The 15594-nt window shown below is 60.8% G+C and carries 11 protein-coding genes; 9 read left to right on the top strand and 2 right to left on the bottom strand.

The annotated features are described in order from the left end of the window. Positions 1-43: 43 nt before the first annotated feature. Positions 44-739, bottom strand: coding sequence for an FMN-binding negative transcriptional regulator (locus PQQ52_RS06905; protein ID WP_408208294.1), 696 nt, complete (start codon positions 737-739; stop codon positions 44-46). A gap of 293 nt (positions 740-1032) precedes the next feature. On the opposite strand from PQQ52_RS06905, the gene PQQ52_RS06900 reads away from it, so the two are divergent. Both PQQ52_RS06900 and PQQ52_RS06895 read left to right on the top strand, forming a co-directional pair. Further along, a complete protein-coding gene (locus PQQ52_RS06900; RefSeq protein WP_408208291.1) occupies positions 1033-2454 on the top strand; it encodes a DUF1254 domain-containing protein in 1422 nt (473 codons plus the stop codon). A gap of 252 nt (positions 2455-2706) precedes the next feature. Then, the gene (locus PQQ52_RS06895) at positions 2707-6513 is read left to right on the top strand and encodes a DUF748 domain-containing protein (protein ID WP_408208288.1); all 3807 of its coding nucleotides are present in this window, start codon (positions 2707-2709) and stop codon (positions 6511-6513) included. Between the two features lie 15 nt (positions 6514-6528). Here PQQ52_RS06895 and pdxR read toward each other — a convergent pair whose 3' ends face one another. Beyond that, complete coding sequence (gene pdxR / locus PQQ52_RS06890) at positions 6529-8082, bottom strand: MocR-like pyridoxine biosynthesis transcription factor PdxR (protein WP_408208285.1); 1554 nt, start codon at positions 8080-8082, stop codon at positions 6529-6531. Positions 8083-8211: 129 nt separating this feature from the next. Here pdxR and PQQ52_RS06885 point away from each other — a divergent pair, with 129 nt between their 5' ends. The 7 genes from PQQ52_RS06885 (at position 8212) to PQQ52_RS06855 (ending at position 15452) form a co-directional block, all read left to right on the top strand. Then, positions 8212-9309, top strand: coding sequence for an ABC transporter ATP-binding protein (locus PQQ52_RS06885; RefSeq protein WP_408208282.1), 1098 nt, complete (start codon positions 8212-8214; stop codon positions 9307-9309). A 128-nt stretch (positions 9310-9437) separates the two neighbouring features. Further along, positions 9438-10487, top strand: a complete 1050-nt coding sequence (locus PQQ52_RS06880) for an ABC transporter substrate-binding protein (protein WP_408208279.1) — start codon at positions 9438-9440, stop codon at positions 10485-10487. A 219-nt stretch (positions 10488-10706) separates the two neighbouring features. Further along, positions 10707-11975, top strand: coding sequence for an ABC transporter permease (locus tag PQQ52_RS06875; RefSeq protein ID WP_408208635.1), 1269 nt, complete (start codon positions 10707-10709; stop codon positions 11973-11975). A 24-nt stretch (positions 11976-11999) separates the two neighbouring features. After that, entirely contained in the window at positions 12000-12839 is an 840-nt protein-coding gene (locus PQQ52_RS06870; RefSeq protein ID WP_408208276.1) for an ABC transporter permease, read from the top strand. Positions 12840-13098: 259 nt separating this feature from the next. Beyond that, complete coding sequence (locus PQQ52_RS06865; RefSeq protein ID WP_408208273.1) at positions 13099-14160, top strand: OmpA family protein; 1062 nt, start codon at positions 13099-13101, stop codon at positions 14158-14160. Between the two features lie 305 nt (positions 14161-14465). Further along, positions 14466-15101 (top strand): response regulator, encoded by a 636-nt coding sequence (locus PQQ52_RS06860; RefSeq protein WP_408208270.1) that lies wholly within the window; start codon positions 14466-14468, stop codon positions 15099-15101. A 12-nt stretch (positions 15102-15113) separates the two neighbouring features. Next, positions 15114-15452, top strand: a complete 339-nt coding sequence (locus tag PQQ52_RS06855; protein WP_408208267.1) for a hypothetical protein — start codon at positions 15114-15116, stop codon at positions 15450-15452. Positions 15453-15594: the final 142 nt, after the last annotated feature.

Below are 15594 nucleotides of genomic sequence, written 5' to 3'. Positions count from 1 at the left end.
GCGGCGCAGCTTGCGCTACGGTACGGTCGTCGAGCAATAAAACTCAGAATGCCGGCGGCGCGTCCAGCATCGCCTGGCCGACGGCCTTCTGCTCGTCGCTGGTGCGTGCCAGCAGGGCTTCGGCCGCGCCACGCCGGTCGGCGGCTTCCTTGTTCTGGCCGAGCTTCCATTTGCCGACCAGTCGCGTGACCTCGATCTCGAGGCCGACGATCGCCCCCAGCATCTGCGCGATATAGTCGGCCGGCGCGTCGCCCATTTTCCACGGCACCGGCTCGCCCGCCTCCATCTTGCGAGTGAGTCGCGCGACCAGGCCGCGCAGGAAAGTCTCGTCGTCGCGCACGACGATCCGGCCATGCGCGTGCACCACCATATAGTTGTAAGTCGGCACCTGACGATGCGTCTCGTGTTTGCTCGGATACCAGGTCGGCGAGATGTAGGCGGCCGGACCCTGGAAAATGACGAGGGTTTCCGGGTTCGCGGCGACTTCCTGCCAGACCGGATTGGCTCGGGCGACGTGGGCGCGGAGGATGCCGTGGGTTTGAGTGACCGTGTCGCTCCCCGTGGACGCGAGCTTCGCGTCGCCTCCTCCGGGGACTAGCTTCGCGTCGAACTCGAATGGCAAATGATTCGCGTCGAGCCCATTCGGCCCATGGGTAATCAGCGCGCCGAACGACTGCTCAGCGATCAGGCGATGGAGAACCTCTGGACGGTTCTCTTCAAAATGGGCGGGCATATACATAAGCGCTCCGGGTACAAAAGGGCGGTAAGGGGTCGGGAACGGCGGCCAGCAGGGCAAGAACTGGCGCGGAAGCGACAAAAATCGTCAACCGTACTGTAAATGGTCTCCGCGCGCTCGTTACGAAGCGCCATTCCTGCCTTTGCGCTTGCCTGGCGAACAAGGATACGATACAACCCGATGTTGTCGGCATCGCGAGCCGCGCACGGCTGCCTTCGGCTTTGGGAGGCCACGCAAGCAGGTTCCGCTGCTCACCGACGTTTCCCTTAGGACCGCACGTTCTGCCACCTGAACGAATGATAAAAAATCGCCAAGAACTGTTTTCGCTTCACTGGACCTGCGCATCGCTTGCAGGCCTCGCTTTTCTGGCTGGTTGTGCGTCGACGCCGTCCACGACGCAAAAAACCACTGGCTGGATCAAAGACGAAGTCGCCGATTCGTACGTTTTCGGCTATCCGTTGGTGCTGATGGGCGTCGCGCGCGATGCGGCGGTCGGCACCGATCCGGGCCAGGCACCGGTCAATACGCTGCGCCACGCGCAAGCCTTGCCACCTATCGGTGCCGCCAATCCGCTGCAGCCGAGTCTCGACACGCTCGACTCGACCGGCTGGCTGGACGTTGGCAGCGAGCCGGTGATCGTGTCGCTGCCCGACTCGCACGGACGCTACGTCGACGCCCGCGTGCTCGATATGTGGACCAACGTGGTGTGGTCGACCAGTTCACAGTTCACTACCCGTGCCGCTGGCATCAAGGCGCAAACGATTGCCTTCGTCGGCCCGGGCTGGCAGGGCGATCTGCCTAAGGGCGTGAAGCGCATTGACGTGCCGACCCGCAATGCATGGGTGAGCGTGCGCATCCAGTCGAACGGCACCCGCGATCTGACGGCGGTGCGCAAGCTGCAGCGCGCCATCCGCGTCGCGCCGCTGAGCGTCAATGCCGGCGACACGCGCTCGGTGTCGATTACGCCGCCGCATAGCAATGCTGCCGATTCTGCCGCTGCGGCCGCTTCCGGTACGCCGGCCGCGCAAGTCGCCGCGCTTGACGCGAGCGGCTTCTTCGGCCGGCTCGCGCAGGCCTTGCCGGACAACCCGCCAACGCCGGCCGATCCGCATGCACTGAAAATCCTTTCGGATTTCGGCGTGACGCCTGGCAATCCGGTGACGCTGCCGAGGCCGCCCGAGGCAGTTGCCGCGGGCCTCGCCGACGGTCACGAGCACGTCGTCACGCCGCCGTCCAACCTGCTGAGCGCTAACGGCTGGAGCTGGTTCGGTGACGGCGTGGGCAACTACGGTCCCGACTACGCGATGCGCGCTTACGCTGCGGCGACCGAGCCGGGCATCGGCACGAAGGACGATGAAGTGCGCGCGGTCGTCACCCAGGACAGCGACGGTCATGCGCTCAACGGCGCAAACCGCTACGTGATTCATTTCGCACCGAACCAGTTGCCGCCGGTGCGCGGCTTCTGGTCGATCACCGCCTACACGAAAGACGGCGCGTTAGGGGAAAGCGCGCCGGCGCGTCTGGCGGTCGGCGATCGCAACGGCGCGCGCCGCAATCGCGACGGCTCGCTCGACGTGACGGTCTCGTCGACGCGTGGCAAGAGCGGCAACTGGCTGCCGACACCGCGTGCCGATCTGCAATTGATGCTGCGTCTGTACGCGCCGAAGCCGCAAGCGACCGACGGCAGCTGGCAGCCGCCGGCGGTTGTGCGTCAATGAAGTTCGCGAATGAAGTGCGACTGTGAAGTCGCGCTAGTGAAATGCGTCACTGCTGTGACAGCAGTGCATGAGTGACGCATAAATCAGCCCATGTCCGCCGCTTCGTGTCGGCGGACATGGGCGTTGTAACGCGCAACAATGTGTAAGCCACGGCTTACATTTCTATCCCGCGTAAGATTCACCACTTATACTGCCGCTTGCGGGATTTTCGTTTTCGCGGCGGGCTTGCCGCCGCATTACCCAAGACCGAGCATGGCAAGCCTCAATAAAGCATCACTCGAATCTTCCATGCAGACCGTGCGCGACGTCGCGCAGTCACGCCGTACCCGGCGTGTCATCACGGGTCTGCTGATCTTCCTCGTATTGTTCGGTCTGCTGGGCTTTTTCGCGGCGCCGCCGCTGATTCGCCATATCGCCGAGCAGCAACTCAGCAAACAACTCGACCGACCCGCCACGATCGGCCGCATTGCGCTCAATCCATACACGCTCAGGCTCGAAGCCGATCGCGTGCATATCGGCGAGCGTGGCGGCGCGGGCGACTTCGTCGATATTTCGCGGCTCATCGTGCAGCCGTCATGGAGTTCGCTGTTCCGTGCGGCGCCGATTATCGACGAAGTGCAACTCGATTCGCCGCGTTTTCATATCGTTCGCTATGATGCGCAGCGCTTCAATTTCACCGACCTGATCGAGAAGTTCTCGAAGCAGCCGGCCAAGCCCGATAGCAAGCCGACGCTCTTTTCGGTGTCGAACATTCGCCTCGAAAACGGCCAGATCACATTCGACGACAAGCTGCTTGGCGTGACGCACGTAATCGATCAATGGAAGCTCGGCATTCCGTTCATCGCTACGCTGCCTTCGAAAACCGATATCTTCGTCGAGCCTTTGCTGCGCGCGCGCATTGACGGCAGTCCGCTCGCTATCGACGGCAAGAGCAAGCCATTTGCGGCGTCGCGCGAGTCGGAAGTATCGCTGCGCTTCGAAGGGCTCGACGTGCCGCGTCTCATGTCTTATGTGCCAACCAAGCTGCCCGTGATTGTGCAGAGCGGCAAGCTGTCCACCGATCTCAAGCTCAACTTCGTCGTCTCCAACGACGCGCCCTCGTTGCGCGTGGCCGGCACCGTCGATTTGAACGACGTGGACGTCCGCGATCAGAGCAAGGCGCCGTTCTTCGCTGCGCGCGCCGTGCATGTGGCTGCCGCGACGCTCGAGCCATTGAAGAGCGTGTATCACTTCGACGATATCCGTATCGACGCGCCGAGCGCCAATCTTGCGCGCGACAAAGAAGGTGTGTTGAGTGTCGAGCGGATGTTCGCGCCTGCACCTGCTGCCGGGGCTTCTGCTCCAGCACCCGCGTCCGGATCCGTTTCTACACCGGCATCCGCGTCTGCGGCCACCTTGGCTAATCATGCTGCGAGCGCACCCGTTGCGGCATCCGGTGCAACCGCTACGGACAAAACCGCGCCGCCTCTGGATCTGTCGATTAAGCGCTTCGTGCTCAACGACGGCACCGTGAATGTTCACGACGAAGCGGCCTCGCGGCCGGTCGACCTCGGTCTGCAAAAACTGGCCGTCACGCTGACCGATTTCTCGACGCTCGCTACCGCGCCGGCGCACTACACGCTTAATACCGGTTTCAAGGACGCCGCCGGCTCGCTCGGTGTGGCCGGTGCATTCGGCCTTGTCGCGAAGACCGCTAACGCGAAGCTCGATCTGAAGTCGCTGCCATTGCCGCTGCTACAGCCCTACCTTGACTCGGCAACCGCCGCGCAAGTCATTGATGGCGCGCTGTCCGCCAACGCGAACGTCGGTGCGAACTGGTCGAAATCACCGGCCGCCGTGATGGTCTCCGACACACAACTCGATCTGCAATCGCTCAAACTCGCGACACGCGGCAGCAAGGCGCCCGTCGTCTCGCTCGCGCAGGGCCAGGTGACAATCAAGCAGGTGGACGTTGCGGGACGCACTGCCGACATCACCGGTGTCGACACGACCGGCCTGGCGGTCAACGCACAGCGTCTGAAAGACGGCAGCATCGACTTGGCCGCGCTCGCCGGTCCGCATCAGGCCGAACAGCAGCGCACGGCCATCCACGCGGCGAAGAAGGCAGAGGCGGAAGGGCCTGCGTGGCATTACAAGATCGGCGAACTCAACCTGAAAGACGCCACCGCCAATTTCACCGACAACACCACCCCGCATCCGGTGAAGTTGAGCGTGACGCCGCTGCAACTCAAAGTGCAGCAGATCAGCGACGACCTGAGCCGTCCGCTGCCAATTGATTTGCAAGCGACGCTTAACCAGAAGGGCACCCTCGGCATAAAGGGCAATGTCACGGCGACCCCGCTGAAGGTGGCCGTCAAGGTGAACGCGAACCGGCTGGATGCGGCGGCGTTCGAGCCGTACTTCGGCGGCAAACTGAATGCGCTGATCGCGAGCGCGTTACTCAACGCGAACGGTGATCTCGCGCTGAGTCAGGCGAAGGCACCGAAAGCGACATATCGCGGGGACGTGGCGCTAGTCGATGTACGGATGCTCGACAAGGCGACCTCTGACCCGTTCGCGGGTTGGGGTTCGCTCGCACTGACCAACCTGAAGGCGGACTACGACGAACACGGCACGGTGGTCGACGCGGGCCGCGTCACGTTCACGAAGTTCTATGGGCGCGTGCTGCTCGACGCACAAGGCAAGCTGAATCTCAGCGACGTGGTCGCGCATGAAAGCGGCGCCGCGCAATCGCTGACACGTGACAAAAGCGGCGCCGAACCCGTACCGTTGACGCCGCAAGCCGCGTCGGCGCCCGAGGCGGCATCCGCGCCGGTGCCGGCGTCGGCCACACCGGCGACCGTGACAGCCGCTACGCCGCCGCAAAGCCCCGTCAAACTGCACTTCGGTCAACTAGTGCTGCAACAGGGCCGCGTGACGTACACCGATAACTTCATCAAGCCGAATTTCACGGCGAATCTCGTCGCCATTCAAGGCACGGTCGGCGCGTTCGGTACGCAATCGACCACGGCGGCGCCGGTGGATATCGCCGCAAAGCTGGCGGCCAATGGCCCGCTTTCGATTCGCGGCACGGTCAATCCGCTGATCGCGAAGCCGGCGCTCGATCTGACTGCGAGCGCGCACGATATCGAGCTCACCAACCTCACGCCGTATTCGGCGAAATACGCCGGCTATCCGATCACCAAGGGCAAGCTGAACGTCGATCTGCACTACAAGCTCGATAACGATCAGTTGAACGCGAACAATCATATTTTCATCGATCAGCTCACGTTCGGTGATCATGTCGAAAACAATACGGCGACCAAGCTGCCGGTGCGTCTCGCGATCTCGCTGCTGAAAAACTCGCGCGGTGAAATCGACGTGAATCTGCCGGTGTCGGGATCTTTGTCGAATCCTGAATTCAGCATCGGCGGGCTCATCTGGCATGCGGTGCTCAATCTGCTGCAGAAGGCGGTCACCGCGCCGTTCTCGCTAATCGCCAATGCATTTGGCGGCAATGGTGAGGAATTGGGCTATGTCGAATTCGAGCCGGGTTCGGCGCAACTTTCGGATGCCGCCGAGAAGAAACTCGATACGATCGTGAAAGCGCTGGCCGACAAGACGTCGATCCGTATCGATCTGATTGGCCGCGTCGATCCGGCGGTCGACGGTCCGGGTCTGCGCCAGCAATACGTCGATCGCCAGGTCAAGCAGCAGAAGATCAAGGACGTGGTGGGCAACGGCGAGAGCGTCGATCTGTCGACGGTGACTGTGGATCCGAAGGAATACGACAAGTACTTGACCAAGGCCTATAAGGCGGCTGACTTCAAGAAACCACGCAATTTTGTGGGCTTGACGAAGAGCCTGCCGGACGACGAGATGAAGAGCGCGCTAGCCGCCAACGCCCCGATAGACGATGCCAGCTTGCGTCAGCTCGCGCAGCAACGGGCGCAAGCCGTGCAGCAGTATTTCGAAGGCAAGATCGACAGCAGCCGGGTGTTTATCGTCGCGCCGAAGCTGAACGCGGATGGCATCAAGGACAAAGGTGCGACGACGCGGGTGGACTTCGGCTTGAAGTAATGCGGCGGTGTGCGGTTAAGCGGCGCGCGTAGGCTTTTTCTTCAACGCCGTCTGCTCGATCACACGCGCGAGCGTGTCGAATGCCGGGCCGATTTTCTCGTTCGCCACGCAGGCGTATCCCAGCAACAGTCCGCGTCGTGCGGGCGTCTCGCTGCTGTAGTAGGCGGCGAGCGGCCGCACGATCACACCGGCATCGTAAGCGGCTGCCGTGACCGCGCGATCGTTCGCATGGTCGGGCAGGCCGAGCACCAGATGCAGGCCGGCCTCGTCGCCCATCACCGGGAGTTCGTTGCCGAAACGTGCAGTGATTGCGTCAATCAGAATCTGCCGGCGCTCGCCGTAGAGCGCTCGCATACGGCGAACATGTGACGTGAGATGGCCGTCCATGATGAAATCGGTCATCACGGCCTGCTGCATTAACTGTCCCTCGCGATACAACTCGGCCACGCCCGTGCGGAACGTTTCAACCAGATGCTCCGGCGCGATCATGTAGCCGATCCGCAAGCCTGGAAACAGCATCTTCCCCAGGCTACCCACATAGATCACCTGACCGGCGTCGTCGAGGCCTTGCAACGACGCCAGGGGACGGCTGCCGTAGCGGAACTCGCTGTCGTAGTCGTCCTCGATGATCCAGACGTTATGCTGGCGTGCGTATTCGAGCAGCGTACGGCGGCGCGCGAGACTCATCACCATGCCGAGCGGATATTGATGCGACGGCGTGACGAGCGCGAGGCGCGGCGGCTGTTGCAAATCCTGTTCGCGTGGATTGAGGCCTTCGGCATCAACCGGCACGGGTACCAACGTGATCCCCGACGATTGCAGCACGCTGCGCGCGCCCCAGTAGCACGGCTCTTCCACCCACGCGCGATCGCCAACGTCGGTCAATAAACGTACCGCCAGATCGATTGACTGATGAATGCCCGTCGTGATGATGATCTGATCGGGCGTGCAATTCACCGAGCGCGCGACGCGCAGGTAATCGGACAACGCGCGCCTTAGCGGCCGATAGCCGCCGCCAGGCGCATAGGTCAGCAGATCGGGATTGGCTTCCTTCCACAATCTTGCTTGCAAGCGGCTCCATGTGCGGGCGGGAAATTCGGCGACGTCGGGGACGCCCGGCATAAACGCACCCCATTGTTTCGCTGACACCCCGGCCTGATCGATCAGCCTTCGTCCGCGCGTGGAGAGGTCGCCGAGATCGCGCTTTGGCGGTGCCGCGGCCTCGGTGGCTTGATTGACACCATCCGCATCGACGCGCGCCACCGCTGGCTTCTTACGCGCATTCACGGCAGCCGTGTCCGGCCGCGTGTCCGCGACGTAGGTGCCACTGCCGGTGGTCGAGATCACATAGCCTTCGGCGGTCAGCTGATCGTAGACGTGCAGCACCGTATTGCGCGCGATGCCGAGGTCTTCGGCGAGCGTGCGCGAACTCGGCAGCTTGGTGCCGGGCGGCAGCTGGCCGGTCAGGATGGCCTGCTGCATCAGCCGCAGCGTCTGTCTGTAAACCGGTTCGGCCGCGGCGCGGTCGAGCCGTGCGGCAAGCCAATCCGACAAGATCACGGTGTCCAAGTGGTTCTATCCGGAATAATGAAATGGTTCCATATTGTAGAACCGTAAGGGACTATAGTGAGCCACGCAATTAATGCAATCCCGCTGTTCTGCGGGGGAGCCAGCCGGACCGTAGAGGAGACTAGTGCGATGAAAACCGATGACGTGATCGTCAGCTTTCGAGGTGTGCGCAAGACATACGACGGCGAAACGCTGGTCGTCAAACAGCTCGATCTGGATATTTACCAGGGCGAATTTCTGACGCTGCTCGGACCTTCGGGATCAGGGAAAACCACGTGTCTGATGATGCTGGCGGGCTTTGAATTTCCCACTGGCGGCGAAATCTGGCTCGATGGTACGTTGCTCAACACCGTGCCGCCGCACAAGCGCAACATCGGCATGGTGTTTCAGAACTACGCGCTGTTTCCGCATCTGACGGTCGAGCAGAACGTGGCGTATCCGCTCACCGTGCGCAAACTTTCTGCCGAGGAACGCACGCACCGTACCCATAACGCACTGAAGATGGTGCGCATGGAGAGCTTCGCGAAACGTTATCCGGCGCAGCTTTCCGGTGGCCAGCAGCAACGTATCGCGTTGGCGCGGGCACTCGTGTTCGAGCCGAAACTCGTGCTGATGGACGAGCCGCTCGGTGCGCTCGACAAGCAGTTGCGCGAACACATGCAGTACGAACTTAAATCATTGCACGAGAAGCTCGGCGTGACATTTGTGTACGTCACGCACGATCAGGGTGAAGCGCTGACCATGTCCGATCGCGTTGCCGTGTTCGATAAAGGCATCGTGCAGCAACTCGATACCGTGGACCGTCTGTACGAATCGCCGTGCAACGAGTTCGTCGCGAACTTCATCGGCGACAGCAACAAGCTGCGGGGGACGATCGCGAATATCGACGGTGAGTACTGCGAGTTTCATCTGATCGACGGCACGCGACTCACGGGGCGCAATATCGGCGGCGCGCGGGCGGGCACGCCGGCGGTCGCTTGTATTCGGCCCGAGCGCATGAAGCTTGCCAATGGAGTATCACGGCCCGGCGCCAATGCGCTTAGCGGCGAAGCGCGCGGGCTGATCTATTTCGGCGACCACGTGCGCATGCGTTGTGGCTTGCCGGAGCAGGACGAGTGCTTCGTCAAGGTGCCGCTTGGCACCGATGCACTCGAATCCTTCGCGCCTGGCGCGCCCGTTGCGCTGGAGTTCGCGCCTGAGCATCTGCGCGTGTTTGCAGGCGCGTGAGCGTGCGATGCGTGGGTCGTAGTTCGTTCGATGCAGGTAAAAGAAGCAGTTCACGTAAGCAGCACATAACAAGTCGCACTGTACTTAGCTAAAGCTGAAAGCACACCACCAAAGGAGAGCAACACACCATGAGCAAGATCGGGAAATCGCGCTGCGCCATCGCTGTCGGTGCTGTGGCGCTCGCGCTGGGCGCCGCGCAAGTCAATGCAGCCGAACTGACGGTCGTCAATTTCGGCGGCGCGAATGGCGACGCGCAAAAGGTCGCATTCAACCAGCCGTTCGAAACGCAAACCAGCAACAAGGTAACCGCCGTCGAATACAACGGCGAGCAGGCCAAAGTGAAGGCGATGGTCGAAGCGAAGCATGTGAACTGGGACGTGGTGGAAGTCGAGTCGGGCGACATCGGCCGTGGGTGTGACGAAGGGCTGTACGAGAAGCTCGACTGGTCGAAGATCGGCAAGAAGTCCGATCTGATTCCGGAAGCGCCGCAAACCTGCGGCGTGGGTTTCTTCGTGTGGTCGACGGCGCTCGCGTATAACGCCGACAAGCTGAAAACCGCGCCGACCGGCTGGGCCGACTTCTGGGACGTGAAGAAATTCCCCGGCAAGCGGGCGATGCGCAAGGGCGCGCGCTACAACCTCGAGTTCGCGCTGATGGCCGATGGCGTGCCGCCGAAGGACGTCTACAAGGTGCTCGCCACCAAGGAAGGCCAGGACCGCGCGTTCAAGAAGCTCGAGGAACTGAAGCCGAATATCCAGTGGTGGGAAGCGGGCGCACAGCCGCCGCAATTCCTCGTCGCGGGTGACGTGGTGATGTCGACTGCGTACAACGGCCGGATCGACGCCGCGCAGAAGGAAGGCAAAAACCTCAAGGTGGTGTGGAACGGCAGCATTTACGACCTCGACTATTGGGCGATTCCGAAGGGCACGCCGAACAAGGCGCTGGCCGAGAAGTACATCGCCTATTCGCTTTCGTCGAAACCGCAGCAGGACTATGCGCATAACATCGCGTACGGTCCGGTGAATGTGGCGGCCATCAAGGCACTTGATCCGAAGACGCTCGCGAATCTGCCGAACTCGCCCGCTAATGGCAAGAACGCAGTGCTTCAGAATCTGACGTTCTGGACTGATCATGGCGATGAACTGGAGCAGCGTTTCTCGTCGTGGGCTTCGAAGTAATTAGCCGGGTGTGAGAAGGCGCGGCTTTTCTTGTAGTGAAGCCGCGCCGCTTCGATGCAATGAAACCCAGGCGCATGTCTTCGCGATGTGCGCGGACGGCAGGATGCGTGGACCGGAGTAAGCGCCGAAGTGCTAACTCCGGATCGACAGCCGGATGCATGGGATCGGAGTAGGTGCTAAAGCGCTAACTGCTGTCGACAAGGAGACGGTGTGACTACGATGACGATTGCCGCTGATTCGACGCCCGAGTCGAGCGTTCGACTCAAGCGTGAATTGAAGGCCGCGGAGGCAAAAAAGCGCGCAATGGCGCTGTTGCTGATCGCGCCGCTCGCCATTTTTCTTCTGCTGATTTTTGTCGTGCCGATTGGCGCGTTACTGACGCGCGCGGCGCAGAATCCGGAAGTGGTCAATGCATTGCCGCATACACTGAGCGCGTTGAGCGGCTGGGATCGCAAGACGCCGCCCCCTGATGCCGCCTATGCCGCGTTGGCTGTCGATCTGACCGCGGTCGCAGATAGCGACGGCATGGGCGCGCTAGCGCGTCGGCTGAACGTGGAGATTCCCGGCTATCGCTCGCTGGTCGCGAAGTCGGCGCACGCCATGCCGTTCGTCGACGACAACAGCAAGCCGCTGACCCTTACCCCTGCGCAAATGCACGCCAAGTTCGTCGAACTCGACGAGCGCTGGAACGATATCGCTTACTGGCAAGCGATTGCCAAGAACGCCGGTGCCTATTCACCGTTCTATCTGCTGGCGTCTTTAGACCATAAGCAGGACGCGTTCGGTCACATCAAGGAGACCGATCCCGACCAACAGATTTATCTCCACGTGTTCAGCCGCACGTTCGTGATCGGCGCGGCCGTGACGTTTTTTGCGCTGCTGCTCGGCTACCCGCTCGCTTACTGGATTTCGACGCTGTCCGATCGTCGCGCGAATCTGGTGATGATTCTCGTACTGATTCCGTTCTGGACCTCGATCCTCGTGCGCGTCGCGGCGTGGATCGTGATTCTGCAAAGCGAGGGGCTGGTGAACAAGGCGTTGATCGCCAGCGGGCTGCTGCACGATCCGCTGTCGTTGTTGTTCAACCGAACCGGTGTGTACATCTCGATGACGCACATTCTGCTGCCGTTCATGATCTTGCCGTTGTACAGCGTGATGAAGTCGATCCCGCCGACCTATCAGCGCGCCGCGATCTCGCTCGGCAGCCATCCGTTCGCCGCCTTTTGGCGCGTGTATGTGCCGCAGACTTATCCGGGCATCGGCGCCGGCGCTTTGCTCGTGTTCATCTTGGCGATCGGCTATTACATCACGCCGGCATTGCTCGGCGGACCGAACGATCAGATGGTCAGCTACTACGTCGCATACTTTACGAACGTGACGATCAACTGGGGCATGGCGTGTGCGTTAGGCGGGTTGCTGCTCGCCGCGACACTCGTGCTGTATGTCATCTACGGGCGCTTCACGCGTTCGTCACTGAGCCTTGGCTGATTGCCTGAACGGAGCTTACCCGCGATGAAACTTGCCAAGCCCTTGTTTGCGCCGCATACGTCTTTGGTTGAACGCACGTGGTATTTTGCGCTGCGCGCGCTTGCCGTGCTGACGCTGCTGTATCTGATCCTGCCGGTGCTGGCGATCGTACCGCTGTCGTTTTCGTCGAGCACGTTTCTGGTGTATCCGATTCCGGGTTGGTCGTTGCGTTGGTATGAGAACCTGATCGGGTCCGATGAATGGCGCATGGCGGCGAAGAACAGTTTTATCGTGGCGCCGTCTGCCACGGTGGTCGCGACCGTGCTCGGTACGTTGGCCGCGATCGGCCTGACCAAAGCGAACTTCCGCGGCAAGGCGTTGCTGATGGCGATTCTGATTTCGCCGATGATCGTTCCGGTGGTGGTGGTTGGCGTGGGTATGTATCTGTTCTTTGCGCCGCTCGGGTTGGCCAATACGTATATCGGATTGATTCTCGCGCATGCGTCGCTTGGTGTGCCGTTCGTCGTGACGACGGTGGCGGCGACGTTGCAGGGCTTCAATTACAACCTGGTGCGCGCGAGTTTGTCGCTCGGTGCTAATCCGGTGACGACGTTCTTCCGCATCACGTTGCCGGTGATTGCGCCGGGCGTGATTTCGGGCGCGCTGTTCGCGTTCGCGACTTCGTTCGATGAGGTGGTCGTGACGCTGTTTCTGGCAGGGGCGGATCAGACGACCCTGCCGCGGCAGATGTTCACCGGTATCCGCGAGAACATCAGTCCGACAATTGCGGCGCTGGCGACTATTCTGATTGTGTTTTCGACTTGTTTGCTGCTGGCGCTTGAGTGGCTGCGGGGGCGGAATGCGGCTCGCGCAGTGAAGGCGTGAGTGGCGGGGCGTGAGGCTACGGTGCGGATCACGCAAGTCACCAAAGACGGAACGGGGTCCGCATCACGTCGTCCAGGGAAAAAACCAACACAAGCGCGCATTCAAGCTGATTTTCAAAAACTCTTGCGCCATTTGATGCGATCGTCGCGGCCGCCTCAACTTTCTGACGTCATTCTAAGAATTTTCTCATTCCCCCCCCGTTTGCGCCTCTTCATACTGAGAACCTTCTTAGAGAAGATGCGCTTGACGCAGAAAATTCATGAAATTCCAGCTAACTATCCTCGCATGTGCGCTGGCCCTGTCAGGTTGCGCGGACCATGCCGCGCGTGAAAGTCTCGGTATCGAAGACGTCACTGTGCTGAAAATGGGTATCGGTGCTTCACAGAACGAAGCTGCAGGTGCCGCAAACAAGCAATGGGTCGAAACCTACGCCACGATCGTCAGCAGCCGCACAGCGATCGCGTCGCTGCAACAGCGGCTCGATCAATCACCCGGCGAAAAGAGCAGCTATTTTCACGCGAAGGCGCAGTGCTGGTTAAATGCCGGGGAGCAGGCAAGGCTGGGTAACGATCACTGGGGCTTTGTCGAGGAAGCAATTGGCCAGGCTGCAATGATCACGATGGGCCTCGAAAATGGTACGCCGTTGTCTGCTGCTAATCCGGCCCTGCGCACGGTATCTACCGTGCGCCCCGATCTGTGGAAGATCGTCAACACCATCAAGGGCGATTCTGCCATCGCCCAATGTCCTGAGGCGCAACAACCGCTCGCATGTGCCGAAGTCGAACTGATGCAAGCAGGGCACGACGCATGGACGCGCAGCTTCTCCAGCGCCGAAAAGCGTCTGCCTGAGGTTCAGGATAACTTGCGGAAGTCGGCGGAAACGGCCTTGCAATGCAAACAGGCACTGCAGACGCCAGCACCTGCACCTGCAGCGCAGGCGCCGCAAAAGATTACACTGCGGGCCGACTCTTTATTCCGTTTTAACGGCAGAAGTGAGGCCGCGATCTTGCCAGCTGGCAAACAACATCTCGATGCCGTGGTGACCGGCTTGAAGCAGGTTCCCGCCATACGCGGGCTCAACATCACAGGCTACGCAGACCGCCTCGGCAGCGATGCATACAATCAGAGCCTGTCTTTGCAGCGTGCGCAGACAGTCCGGCAGTATCTGAGCAAGCACGGCGTGACATTGCCGATCACCGCGCAGGGCCAAGGCAGTGCGAATCCGGTGGTCAACTGCCAGCAAACAAAGCGCGACGAATTGGTGCAATGCCTGGCGCCAAACCGGCGCGTCGAGGTCGAGTTCGTACTCACTGCACCCTAGCGCGCTTATGTATCAAGAATGATCACCGGTATTGACGGATACCGACGTCGTGTGGCGGGCCGGTATTTCGATCAGATCACGTTGTATCCCCGCCTGCTACGGGTCCCGTAATTTTTATTTCTTGTAGTCTCCCGCAGTGAGGCGGGGACGCATTCATACGCGCGTTAGGCGGAAATGGTCACGGGTGTCCTGCCTTTTTTAACTCAGGATACGCATGATTCCGACTAGACCGATGCGGCTTTCAAGATTTACACAATAGTGAGTGTCCCTGTCTCAAGGGGATGTTTTCATAAGGAATGCAATATATGTCTACTATTCTGGTTATCGACGACCATCCCGCATTTCGGCTCGTCATCAAAATGCAACTTATGCAACTGCTTGGCGTTGAAGAGGTAATTGAGGCTGACAACGGACAAACCGCCGTCGAAATGGCCCGGCAACACACGCCGAAACTTGCAATCCTCGATCTGGATATTCCTCGCATCAGTGGGCTCGATGTGATTCCGCGTCTCAAGCTCGCCCATCCCGCGATGCGCGTGCTGGTTCTGTCCGGGCAAGATCCGGCTACGTTCGCTCCGCGGGCGATGCGCTCGGGAGTGCACGGCTTTGTCGGTAAGTCGCAGGAGATGAAAGAAATCATGCGCGGCGTCGAGGCCGTGCTGGCCGGTTATACGGTGTTTCCCGTGACAGCCAGCGGTTCCGGCATCTCGCAGAACGCTAACCCTGCAAATGAAGAAGACAGACTCTCGCTGTTGTCCGATAAGGAGCTGGTGATTCTGCAGATGCTCTCGAAAGGCATGTCGAACAAGTCGATCGGCGACGCGCTGTTCATGAGCGACAAGACGGTGAGCACGTACAAGAGCCGCATTCAGGAAAAACTTGGGCTGTCGTCGTTGGCTGCGCTGATCGAGTTTGCGTCCCTGCACCGGCTGATCGACTGAGTTTTGCGGGCTATGAATAAAATGAGCCTGCTTGGTTCTTCCGCGGGCGTGCGTGACCGTGCGCGGCGTTACGCTCACAGTTTCCCTCGCAATGCGGGACTCACGTCGATCCGTTTCGCAACGGTGTTGGGCGGTCTTTGCGCGTTTGCGCTGCTGTGCATGCTGTCGTTACGTGCCAACGCGGCACCGTTAGTCGACGGCGCTCCGCTCGCACTGCATATCGACGATTCGCGTCCGGCCGCAGCGCTGGCTGCCCGCGACGCAGTGGGGCAACTCGGGCAGCCGTCCCGCGACCTTCATTCGAGCGACGAAACTAATCGCCCGTCTGTCTTTTGTGCTTACCCCAAGTGATGGCCCCCGCTTCGCGGATCAACCCGCGACGGGCCCGGATGATGCCACGATCGAGCAGCAAACATGGCTGTTGGCGCTCGCGGCTCCGGCAGTCGTTGCGCTCGCTGGCGCATGCCTGTCTCGCGCTGCCTTGGGCCGTGCC

Origin of the sequence: Paraburkholderia sediminicola, assembly GCF_046030555.1 — a bacterium.
GTDB classification, from domain to species: Bacteria; Pseudomonadota; Gammaproteobacteria; order Burkholderiales; family Burkholderiaceae; genus Paraburkholderia; species Paraburkholderia sediminicola_E.
The sequence above is the reverse complement of the archived record's forward strand: the minus strand, read 5'-3'. Positions and strand labels throughout refer to the sequence as shown.